Source organism: Micromonospora rosaria (assembly GCF_001567585.1).
Lineage (GTDB): Bacteria > Actinomycetota > Actinomycetes > Mycobacteriales > Micromonosporaceae > Micromonospora > Micromonospora rosaria.
Genome location: NZ_LRQV01000180.1, coordinates 1 through 11,056, shown reverse-complemented (window position 1 = coordinate 11,056; position 11,056 = coordinate 1). Strand labels below are relative to the sequence as shown.

At 73.1% G+C, this 11,056-nt stretch carries 8 protein-coding genes and 1 pseudogene; 4 read left to right on the top strand and 5 right to left on the bottom strand.

What is annotated here, in order from left to right:
• The 5 genes and pseudogenes from AWW66_RS29185 to AWW66_RS29165 form a co-directional block, all read right to left on the bottom strand.
• Positions 1 to 524 (bottom strand): annotated as a pseudogene (locus AWW66_RS29185) (DUF5682 family protein); the annotation flags it as partial.
• Entirely contained in the window at positions 521 to 1,633 is a 1,113-nt protein-coding gene (locus AWW66_RS29180; protein ID WP_067373082.1) for an ATP-binding protein, read from the bottom strand. The pseudogene AWW66_RS29185 and the gene AWW66_RS29180, both read right to left, overlap by 4 nt.
• 10 nt (positions 1,634 to 1,643) lie before the next feature.
• Entirely contained in the window at positions 1,644 to 3,098 is a 1,455-nt protein-coding gene (locus tag AWW66_RS29175; protein ID WP_067373078.1) for a VWA domain-containing protein, read from the bottom strand.
• Entirely contained in the window at positions 3,095 to 4,504 is a 1,410-nt protein-coding gene (locus tag AWW66_RS29170; RefSeq protein ID WP_067373088.1) for a hypothetical protein, read from the bottom strand. Before AWW66_RS29170 ends, AWW66_RS29175 begins: the two co-directional genes overlap by 4 nt.
• A complete protein-coding gene (locus tag AWW66_RS29165) occupies positions 4,504 to 4,971 on the bottom strand; it encodes a hypothetical protein (protein WP_083979135.1) in 468 nt (155 codons plus the stop codon). The genes AWW66_RS29170 and AWW66_RS29165 overlap by 1 nt, the downstream gene beginning before the upstream one ends.
• Positions 4,972 to 5,265: 294 nt before the next feature.
• Between AWW66_RS29165 and AWW66_RS29160 the strand changes: the two genes are divergently transcribed.
• The 4 genes from AWW66_RS29160 to AWW66_RS29145 all read left to right on the top strand — a co-directional run.
• A complete protein-coding gene (locus AWW66_RS29160) occupies positions 5,266 to 6,315 on the top strand; it encodes an aldo/keto reductase (RefSeq protein ID WP_067373072.1) in 1,050 nt (349 codons plus the stop codon).
• A 278-nt stretch (positions 6,316 to 6,593) separates the two neighbouring features.
• Positions 6,594 to 7,628 (top strand): HAF repeat-containing protein, encoded by a 1,035-nt coding sequence (locus AWW66_RS29155; RefSeq protein WP_067373068.1) that lies wholly within the window; start codon positions 6,594 to 6,596, stop codon positions 7,626 to 7,628.
• Between the two features lie 195 nt (positions 7,629 to 7,823).
• Positions 7,824 to 9,653 carry a right-handed parallel beta-helix repeat-containing protein gene (locus AWW66_RS29150; RefSeq protein WP_157528105.1) on the top strand — a complete coding sequence of 610 codons (1,830 nt, stop codon included), beginning with the start codon at positions 7,824 to 7,826 and terminating at the stop codon, positions 9,651 to 9,653.
• A gap of 209 nt (positions 9,654 to 9,862) precedes the next feature.
• On the top strand, positions 9,863 to 11,056 hold a 1,194-nt coding region (locus AWW66_RS29145; protein WP_067373065.1), incomplete at its 3' end, for an MFS transporter.

Genomic DNA, 11,056 nt, shown 5'->3' with positions numbered 1-11,056 from the left:
TCGGGCGCGGTCCGGGGCGACCACTGGAAGACGTGGTCAGTGGAGCGGTCCACCAGCACCAGCTCCACCCCCGGCGTCTCCAGCGCGTACGCGATGGCCTGGTACTCGGCGGACGCCTCGGTGACCGGGGCGACGACGCTCAGCGGCGCCCACGCGGCGGGGAAGCCGTCCACCTCGGAGGCGAACGCCTGCACCGCCACCGGCAGCCGGCACCGGCTCAGCTCGTCGAGCAGGGGCCGCAGGTCCTCGCAGAGCTCCAGGTAGATCACCCGGGGTTGCTTGACGCGCAGCCGGCGCACCATGGCCAGCGCGGAGGCCGGCGAGTGGTGGCACACCGGGAAGATCTCCAGCCGCTCGCCGAGGGCCCGGTCGACGTCGTCGACGATCCCGGCGAGGATCTCGGCGAGCGCGTCCGGGGAGCCGGCGAAGGCGGTGGCCGCGTCGGCGAGCTGCTGGCGCAGCGCCGCGAACGGCGCGGCCCCCGGGGCGGGCCCGGCGGCGGGGGAGAGGTCGGGCACCGTCATGACAGCGACGCGATCGCCTGGCGGCCACCGTCGAGGAACGCCGTCCACTCCCCGCCGCCCTGCTTGGCCCGGGGCTCCACCACGCCGTGCAGGTACTTGTTGAGGATGGCCAGGTCCTCCGGGCTGCGCCGGGCCAGCGACCCCATCAGCGAGCCGGCGAGGGTCTCCGCGCGGAGCTGCCGGTCGCCGAAGAACTGGCTGTGCAGGATGGCGTCCTCCAGGACGCCGATCTGCTCGGCGGTGGACAGCGCCGACTCCAGCTTCTCGTCGTCGCTGGTCGCCGACGCGGCGGCGGCCCGCAGGTCGGCGAAGCTCTGCAACAGGATGTCCAACAGGGTGGGCGGCACGTCCAGGTCGATCCGGTGCCGACGCAGCAACTCCTCGGTCCGGAACCGCACGATCTCCGCCTCGCTCTTCTTGTTGGACACCACCGGGATCCGGACGAAGTTGAACCGCCGCTTCAACGCCGAGGAGAGGTCGTTGACCCCCCGGTCCCGGCTGTTCGCGGTGGCGATGATCGAGAAGCCGGGCTTGGCGAAGACGATGTTGTCGTGGTCCAGCTCGGGGATGGAGACGTACTTCTCCGACAGGATCGAGATCAGCGCGTCCTGCACGTCGCTGGTGGAGCGGGTCAGCTCCTCGAACCGGCCGATCACCCCCTGCTCCATCGCGGTCATGATGGGCGAGGGGATCATCGACTCCCGGGACTGCCCCTTGGCGATCACCATCGAGACGTTCCAGGAGTACTTGATGTGGTCCTCGGTGGTGCCGGCGGTGCCCTGCACGACCAGGGTGGAGTTGCGGCACACCGCTGCGGCCAGCAGCTCGGCCAGCCAGCTCTTGCCGGTGCCGGGGTCGCCGATGAGCAGCAGCCCTCGGTCCGAGGCCAGGGTGACGATGCTGCGTTCGACAAAGCTGCGGTCGCCGAACCACTTCTGCGGGATGTCCCGGTCCAGACCGTCGGCGCGTTCCGAGCCGAGGATGAACAGCCGGACCATCCGGGGGCTGAGCCGCCAGGAGAACGGCTTCGGGCCGGTGTCGACCGACTCCAGGTAGGCGAGTTCGTCGGCGTACTTGACCTCGGCGGGGGCGCGCAGCATATCGGACATGCGGGGTCTCCTAGGTGAGGAAGCTCTTGAGCTCGAAGACGAGTTTGCGGATGTGGCCGGAGATGACCGGGGTGCCGAGGTCCTTCAGCCGCTGGCGGAACCACGGGTTGACGCTCTGCTGGCCGGAGCTGCTGACCGAACCGACCGGGATGAACCGCACCCCGGAGCGGTGCACGGCCTCGATCCCGTCGAACAGCGCCTGGGAGCGACCGAACTCGTAGAAGTCCGAGATCCAGACCATGACGGTGTTCCTGGGCTCCACGATCTTCGGCCGGGCCATGGCCATCGCCACCGGGCCGTCGTTGCCGCCGCCCAGCTTGGTACGCAGCAGCACCTCGAACGGGTCGTGCACCCACGGGGTCAGGTCCAGCGCCCGGGTGTCGAACGCGATCAGGTGGACGTCCACCTTGGGCAGGCCGGCGAAGATCGAGGCGAGGATGGTGCAGTTGACCATCGAGTCGACCATCGAGCCGGACTGGTCCACCACCACGATCAGCCGGGACGGCGTGGTCTTGCGGGCGGTCCGCCGGTAGTACAGCCGGTCGACGTAGAGGCGCTCGTCCTCCGGGCTCCAGTTGGTGAGGTTCTGCCAGATGGTGCGGTTCAGGTCGAGGTTGCGGAAGACCCGCTTCGGCGGCACCGACCGGTCGATGGCACCGACGCTGGTCTGCTCCACCTGGGTCCGTAGCACCTCGGCCACCTCGTCGACGAAGCGCCGGATCAGCGCCTTCGCGTTGGCCAGCGCCACCCCGGAGAGGTTGGCCTTGTCCCGGAGCAACTGCTCGATCAGGGACATGCTCGGGGTGAGCTGCCGGGCCAGCACCGGGTCGGCGAGCACCTCGCGCAGCCGCATCCGGCTGACCAGGTCGCCCTCCAGCCCGGCCAGGGTGGCGCCCAGCCCGGCACTCTGCCGCCGCAGCTCACCGGCCTCGACGCCGAGGGCCTGCTCGAACCAGCCGGCGTCGGACTGCCAGCGGGCCAACTGCCCGGCGCTGACCGGGCCGGAGCCGGTGCAGAAGACGTTGAGCAGCAGTTTGGACACCAGGGCGGCCCGGCGCACCTCGTCCGCGCCGATCCCGTTCCCCGCCGGCGCCTCCCCGTTGGCGGTGGCGTCGGACCCGCCGGTGTCCTCCGCCGGCCCGGTCGCACCGGCCGGCCCGGTCGTACCGGCCGGCCCGGTGGCATCGGACGGCCCGGTCGCACCGGACTGGTCGGCCGCAGCGGTGGGGCCGAGCAGGCCGCGCAGTTCGTCGGCGAGGGCCGGGAACCGCTGGACCACGGTGTCCACCGAGACCGACGGGTCCAACAGCGCGGCGGGCAGGCCGAGGTCGTCGACGACGGCCATGCTCGCCGTCTCCAGCGCGGGCTGCTCGTCGTGGTCGAAGAGGCGGGCGAGCAGCCGCCAGTAGAGCACCTGACGGCGGTTCGCGTCGGCGGCTGCGCCGGAGGTCACGATGTCGGTCATCGGCGCAGCAACCGTCCCGCGCGCTCGCGCAGCACGGCCACGGCGTCGCCCGCCCTGGCCTCGGCCTTCGCCACCCGGGCATCGGTGACGCCGTCGGCCCAGTCCCCGTTGTGCGCCTCGACCGGCTGTTTCTTCACGGTGGCCAGGACCGCCAGCGGCTGCACCGACCAGCCGTCGTCCCAGCGCAGCAGCCCCAGCAGGGCCGTCGCGGCGGCGACCAGGTCGGGGGTGAGCGGCCCGCCGGCCGGCAGCCGGTCGGTGTCCACCGCGACCGGGTGGCCGTCCAGGTCGACGGTGAGCGTGCCGTCGTCGTCGCGCACGACGCGCCCCTCCAGCAGGACGGGCTCGGCGATGGCGACCGGGTGCCGGTCCAGCGGCGCGGTCGGCGCGGCGGTCGCCGGGCCGAGCAGCACCCGGGCCGTGGCGAACGGGTCGGCCGGCTCGCCGAGGCGGGCCCGGCCGTCGTCCCAGCGCAGGTCGCCGCCGTGCAGCGCGACGTCGGTGACGGTCACGGCCCGCCGCTGCGCGAGCGCGGCCAGCAGCACCGGGCAGGCCCGCAGCAGGCCCCAGACGGCCGGGCCGACGATGGTGTCCACCTTCGCCGCGCCGACCGTGGTGCGGACCAGCCGGGGCGGGCCCCCGTCGGCCGGTTCGAGGATCGCGTGCACCTGGGCCTGGACCGCCGTGTCGTGCTCGTGCAGGTCCACGCCGAGCGGGAGCAGCCGGCCGGAGACCGTGCCGGTGCCCGGCGCCGCCGGCGGCGCGGCCTGGGTGAGCAGCATGCCCCGCGCCCACAGGTCCGCCCACCGCCGGGCCGGGACCTGCGGCATCGTGCCGACCGGCACGCTGGCGCGCAGCTCGGCGGTGAGACCGTCGAGCAGGACCGCGAGCCGGCGCAGGCCGGGCACGGCGAGGGCGGTCTCGATCGGCGTACCGGCGGCGGTGAGCAGCTCGTGGTCCACCCCGCGCCAGCCGCTCACGGCCACCTCGTGCAGCCAGGCCCGCGCCCCGGCGGCGGGACCGCCGGCCGGTTCGGGCCCGGCCGGCGTGGCGGCCGGGTCGGTCACCGGCCACGGCGACCGGTCGCGCCCCAGCGCGGCGTCGAGCTGACCGAGGAGGGCGTCGTGCGCGGCGCCGAGCAGCGCCGACCGGGCCCCGGCCAGGACGGCGAGATGGTCCGCGGTGACGGAGCCGGCGGTCACCTTGCCGGCCGCCTCGGCGACCGGGTCACCCAGCGGGGTCCCCGCCAGCGCGCCGGCGAGCGCGGCCAGCGCCGCCGCGTCCTGCTCACCGACCCGGGCGAACCCCCGGACCAGCGCCTCGTCGAAACCGGCGACGACGTCGAGGATGTCGGGCAACCCCGCCGGGACGCCGTCGCGCAGCGCCGCGACCTGGGTGCCCCGCATCAGCGGCCGGCCACGGTCGACGGGAACCACTGCAGCTCGGGCAGCGGCGCGGGGCTCGCCGGGAGTTCCAGGTACGCCAGGTGGCGCAGGAAGCGGCTGAACACCACGGCGGCCGGGGTCGGCTCGTGCCGGGTGTCCATCCGGGACAGCACCTGGCGTCCGGTGGCCACCGTGTCGTCGACCTCGACCCGCAGGTAGCGGGCGACCCGGTCGACCCCGTACTGCACCACGGCCTCGTCGGCGAGGGCGTGCAGGTGCTTGCACGGCGCACCGCGCAGCCCCCCGCAGGGCCGGTTGTTGTTGGTGCTGCAGTGGTAGGCGTGCGTGGTCGCGGTCACCGACGAGACGTAGACCCGTTCGATGTCCGTGCCACTGGACACCACTCCCTGCAACCGGCCGTCGGCCAGCTCGACGAAGGGCACCTTGGCCAGCTTGCGGGCGCGTGCGGGAGCCACCACCCGCAGCACGCTCCGCCGCCGCCACGCGGCCCGATCCGCGTCCGCCACTACCGAACCTCCCCATCCGCCGGGACCACCGGCGTCGCCCGTGCTGCCGCCGACGCCGGAAACCGCTCCGACGCCGTCGTGACGCCATGGATCATGAAGGACCGGTACGACATCTCCGTGCCGGGCCTCGCCGGCCGGCGAGGGTGGCGTCGTTCACGCATCGGTTGACGTCGAGCCGACTCGAACCCCTACCGTGAGGCCCATCGACGCCCGGCACGCTCGCGGCGCCGGGCCATCAGCAGGGGAGGACGGGTCATGCGGTACCGCACGTTGGGTGGCACGGGCATCGAGGTCAGCACCTACTGCCTGGGGACGATGATGTTCGGCGCCGTCGGCAACCCGGACCACGACGACTGCACCCGGGTCATCCACGCCGCCCTCGACCAGGGCATCAACTTCGTCGACACGGCGGACATGTACTCGGCGGGGGAGTCGGAGGCGATCGTCGGGCGGGCCCTGCACGGCCGGCGGGACGAGGTCGTCCTGGCCACCAAGTTCCACTTCCAGATGGGGCAGGGGCGCAACCGGCGGGGCAACTCCCGCCGCTGGATCGTGCAGGCCGTCGAGGAGAGCCTGCGTCGGCTCGGCACCGACTGGATCGACCTCTACCAGGTGCACCGGCCCGACGAGAACACCGACATCGAGGAGACCCTCGCCGCCCTGACCGACCTGGTCTCGGCCGGCAAGATCCGGGCCTTCGGCTGCTCGACCTTCCCGGCGGAGGAGATCGTCGAGTCCCACCACGTGGCCGAGCGACGCGGGCTGGGCCGGTTCCGCACCGAGCAGCCACCGTACTCGCTGCTGGCCCGGCAGGTCGAGGCGGCGGTGCTGCCGGTGTGCCAGCGGTACCGGATGGGGGTGCTGGTGTGGAGCCCGCTCGCCTCGGGGTTCCTCACCGGGCGGTACCGGCGGGACCAGCCGGTCGACCTCTCCAGCGGTCGCGCCGCCCTCACCCCGGCCCGGTTCGACCCGGCGCTGCCCGGCGTCGCGGCGAAGCTCGACGCGGTCGAGCGGCTGGTCGAGGTGGCCGAGGAGGCCGGCTGCACGCTGCCGGAGCTGGCGCTCGCCTTCACCACGGCGCACCCGGCGGTCACCTCGACGATCATCGGCCCACGCACCCGGGAACAGCTCGACGGCCTGCTCAAGGGCGCCTCGATCAGCCTGGACGACGCCACCCTGGACCGGATCGACGAGATCGTCCCGCCGGGCACCAACCTGTACGCCCCGGACGGCGCCTGGCAGCTTCCGGCGCTCGCGCAGCCCGACCGGCGCCGTCGCCCGGTACGGGACCGCGCCGCCGCCTGAGCACCGGCCCGCCCGCCCACCAACCCGCACACCCACCTCGCCAGGGTGGGTGTGCGGGCCGCGTGGATGGCCGACCGTCGGCACCCATTCAACCCATCCTCCTAGGATGCCCTACGGGCGGCGGCGTGCCTCTCTCCGGCCGTGCTGTCAGATTCCCTACTCCTCGCGGTCGGCTCTGGCTCCACTGTGGCTGGTAGGTGCCGATGTCATTACTCTGCGTTGTGGTAAGGCTCTCCCCAGTAGCCGCGGCTCCCGTGCCGCTCGGACCAGGAGCGTCCATGCGAATCACTGCGCACCGAACCACCAGCGTCCTCCGTCGGCCCGGCCGGCTGCTCGCCGCCGTGCTGACGGTCGTCGTCGCGGTCACCGGCGGCGCGGCGGTACCGGCCCACGCCGCACCGGCCGCCGAGCGCGACCGCGACCCGCGCCCCTACCGCGCCCTGCACCTCGGCTCTCCCGCCAGCAGCAGGTCCCTGGCCCTCAACGACCGGGGGCAGGTCCTCAACGGCACCGCGATCTGGCAGAACGGGCGGTTCGAGCCGTTGTCCCTGCCGCCGGAGGCTCGGGGGTTCTTCGGGGTCGACATCAACGAGCGGGGGGTGGTGGCGGGCCGGGTGCCGTCGCCGGTGACGGGGTACTACGAGGCCGCGGTGTGGGATCGCGGCGAGGTGACCCTGCTGGGGCCGGCCTCCAGGGTCAGCGACGCCTACTCCATCAACGACCACAACACGGTCGTCGGCTTCGCCGAGGGGCTCCGGGGGGCGGACGACACCTTCGTCTGGCGGGACGGGGTGATGAGCTGGGTGCAGACCAACGACATCTACCACGGCAGTCCGGCGTTCATCAACAACTGGGAGGACATCGTCGTCCAGTGGAACAGCAACTGGAACCCGGGGCGCTGCGTCTGCTACGGCGCCCGCTACCACCAGGGTGAACGGACCCTGCTGGGTACGCTCGGCCACCAGTCCTTCAACGAGCCGGCGGATGTCAACAACCGGCGCGAGATCGTCGGGTACTCGCACACCGCCGAGGGGGTCGAGCGGCCGTACCTGTGGCGCGACGGGGTCATCCGCGACCTCGGCACCCTGGGTGGTCCGAGCGGTCGGGCGGTGGCGGTCAGCGACCGGGGTGAGGTCATCGGGCACGCCGACACCGCCGAGGGGGAGCGGCGGCCCTTCCTCTGGCGCGATGGCCGGATGTTCGACCTGACCACCCTGGGGCTGCGTGCCACCGACGAGGTGGTCGACATCAACATCTGGGGCCAGATCGCCGGGATCCGCGACGGCCGGGCGATGCTGTTCAGTCGCCACTGACCGCCGGCCGCGACCGTCTCCGTTCTCTGTGGACCGTGGTCGGGCGGTGGCCCTGGTCGCGGGGCGGCGGGAGTTGACAGGGTTGAATGCCTGCTCGTAGCTTGCACGAGAAAGCGCTTTCCTTCGCGCCCCTGAGCTCCCACCACCCTGCTCCACCACCGCCCGGCACCACCCCCGTCCCCGGAGGTACGCCCCATGCGTCCGTCCCGCCAGCGTCGGCTGGCCCTCGCCCTGGTCGCGGTGCTCGCGCCCGCGCTCGCCCTGGTGGCCGCCACCGCCACCACCGCCTCCGCCGCCACCCTCTTCAGCGACGACTTCACCGACGGCGACACCGGTGGCTGGTCCAAGTCCGGCGGCACCTGGTCCGTCGTCACCGACGGCTCCCCGGCCGTCCGCCAGTCCAACGCCGGCAGCGAGAACGCCCGCTTCTTCGCCGGCAGCACCGGGTGGACCGGATACACGGTGCGGGCCCGGGTCAAGCCGGTCAGCCTCGGCGCGGGTGGCCACGTCAGCCTGCTCGCCCGTGCCTCCACGTCCACGACCTTCTACCGGCTGGCCCTGCTCCCCGCCAACCAGGTCCAGTTGCAGGCGGTCAGCGGCAGTGCGGTCACCGTGCTGGGCACCACCTCCCGGGCCGTGGCCGCCGGCACCTGGTACAGCCTCGCCCTCGAGGTCAGCGGCAGCACCGTCCGGGGCACCGTGGACGGTGCCCTGGTCGGCCAGGCCAGCACTTCGCTGAGCAGCACCGGGCGGATCGGCCTGCAGACCGCGTACTCCTCGGCCACCTTCGACGACGTGGTGGTCGACAGCGGTGGCGGCACCCCGCCGACCACCCCGCCGGGCGGCACCACCCCGCCGCCGACCACCCCGCCCACGACCCCGCCGCCCACCACGCCGCCGGTGACCACCCCGCCGCCGGCCGCCGGCGCCCTGGTCGTGGCCACCACCGGCGACGACGCCAACCCGGGCACCCTGGCCCGGCCGCTGCGCACCATCCAGCGCGCCCACGACCTGGTGCAGCCCGGCGGCACCATCGCCGTGCGGGGTGGCACCTACGCGCCGAGCGTCACCATCAAGATCCTCAAGGACGGCACCGCGTCGCAGCCGATCACCCTCACCGCGTACCAGCACGAGCGGGTGGTCATCGACGGGGAGAACATGCCGTACACCCCGGGGGCGGTGGACTCCAGCATCCCCCGGGCCGACCGGGGCGCCCTGCACGTCGAGGGCGACTGGTGGCGGTTCGTCGGCCTGGAGATCATCAACGGCCCGTACGGCATCTTCGGCGTGGACACCAACAACGGCCGGTACGAGCGGCTGGTCACCCGGGACAACTACGAGTCCGGCCTGCACCTGCAGGGCAGTTCGTCGGGGAACCAGATCATCGACCTGGACAGCTACGGCAACCGTGACCCGCGCAAGAACGGCGAGAGCGCGGACGGGCTGGCCATCAAGGAGGGCTCCGGCACCGGCAACGTGGTCCGGGGCGCGCGGCTGTGGCACAACGCCGACGACGGCTTCGACGCCTGGCTCTTCCTGAGCCCGATCACGATCGAGAACAGCGTCGCCTACGGCAACGGGTACAACCGCTGGAACCTGCCCCACTACACCGGGGACGGCAACGGGTTCAAAAACGGCGGCGGCTCCGACCCCCGACCGGCCGTCAACCACGTCACCCGCAACAGCATGGCCTGGGACAACTCGGCCAGCGGCTTCATCGACAACGGCAACCCGGGCACCCTGGTCTTCGAGCGGAACACCGCCTGGGACAACGGCAGGGACGGCTTCAACGTCTCCCGGTCCACGTCGACGCTGCACCGCAACCTGTCGGTCGGCAACGCCGGCTCCAACGCCTCGCTGGGCAGCTCCACCGGCACGAACAACTCCTGGAACCTCGGCGGTACCTGGACTCTGGTGAGCACCGACCCGGCGACGATCACCGGCCCCCGGGCGGCGGACGGCACCATCCCGACCTCCACGTTCCTGCGACCGAGCACCGGCGCCGACGTGGGCGCCCGGCTCTGACCGGAGACGGCGGCAGCGGCGCGGCCGACGGTCCACACCGTCGGCCGCGCCACGGGAATGGAAGTCTCGTGGTACACGCGTTGAACAAACTTGACCCTCCGATCGCTCACAGTGAATGCTGATCCGATGACCGTCGCTCCGCTCCGCCGTGCCCGGCGGCAGCCCGCCGTGCGCCGAAACCGTGCCGTCGTACCCTCCGGGGCCGGGCGGTGAAGGGCCCGGACGCGGCGGTTCCCGCGCCAACCGGGCCCCGGGGTGACCGGTCGACCCTCACCGTCCTGCTGCTGGCCTCCACGCTGACCGTCATGGCCGGCGCGGTGCTCGTCCCGGTCGTCGAGCTGATCCGGACCGACCTCGGCCTCAGCTCGGGCGCCGCCGGCCTCATCCTCACCGCCCACGGGCTCTCCCTGGCCGTCTCCGGCCCGGTCATCGGCAAGGCGATGGACCGGTGGGGCGTGCGCGGGCCGCTCGCCGCCGGCCTGCTGCTCTACGGCGTCGCCGGGGCGGCGGGCATGGTCGTCACCTCCTACCCGGTGCTGATCGCCAGCCGGCTGGTCTTCGGCGTCGGCGCCGCAGTGATCTTCACCGGCACCACCCTCAGCCTGCTGAACCTGTTCGACGGCGCGGCCCGGGACCGGGCGATGGGCTACCGGGGCACCGCGATCAGCCTCGGCGGCATCTTCTTCCCCCTGGTCGGCGGTGCGCTCGGGGCGATCTCCTGGCACGCCCCCTTCGCGGTCTACCTGTTGGGCCTGCCGCTCGGCCTGGCGGTGCTGCGGCTGCTGCCGGACAGCGCCCCGCACCCGGCACCCGGCGGCGGGAAACCACGCCGGCTGTTCAGCGTGCCCGCCGGCGTCCTGGTGCTCTGCGGGCTCCAGTTCGTGGCCAGCGGCCTGCTCTACGGCGTGCTGGTCTTCCTGCCGCTGCGGCTGGCCGAGATCGGGGTCACCAACCCGTTCACGGTGGCGCTGTTCACCGCGACGATGTCGCTGGTGATGAGCGTGGTCGGCCTCGGCTACGCGCCGCTGCGGGCCCGGCTCGGCAACCCCCGCCTGGTGATCGGCTCCTTCGCCACGTGGACGGTGGCGCTGGCCATCCTGGCGGTGACCGAGCTGCCGGTCCTGTTCCTGGTCGCGCCCTCGATCTTCGGGATCGGGATGGGGCTGGCGGTGCCCGCGTTGACCCTGATGGTGGGTGAGCAGGTGCCGCCGCACCAGCGGGGCCAGGCCACCGCCGTGCTGGCCACCGCCACCTTCACCGGGCAGTTCGTCTCGCCGCTGGTGCTCGGGCCGGTGCAGGGCGCCACCTCGATCCCGACCACCTTCGCCGTCTGCGCCGCCCTGGCCGGTGTCGTGCTGGTCGGCCTGCTCGTGATGTACCGGTCGAGCCTGCGCGGCGGACCC

Coding starts and splice junctions, on each gene's coding strand:
- AWW66_RS29160 (WP_067373072.1), top strand. CDS start 5,266: ATGCGGTACCGCACGTTGGGTGGCACGGGCATCGAGGTCAGCACCTAC.
- AWW66_RS29155 (WP_067373068.1), top strand. CDS start 6,594: ATGCGAATCACTGCGCACCGAACCACCAGCGTCCTCCGTCGGCCCGGC.
- AWW66_RS29150 (WP_157528105.1), top strand. CDS start 7,824: ATGCGTCCGTCCCGCCAGCGTCGGCTGGCCCTCGCCCTGGTCGCGGTG.
- AWW66_RS29175 (WP_067373078.1), bottom strand. CDS start 3,098: ATGACCGACATCGTGACCTCCGGCGCAGCCGCCGACGCGAACCGCCGT.
- AWW66_RS29180 (WP_067373082.1), bottom strand. CDS start 1,633: ATGTCCGATATGCTGCGCGCCCCCGCCGAGGTCAAGTACGCCGACGAA.
- AWW66_RS29170 (WP_067373088.1), bottom strand. CDS start 4,504: ATGCGGGGCACCCAGGTCGCGGCGCTGCGCGACGGCGTCCCGGCGGGG.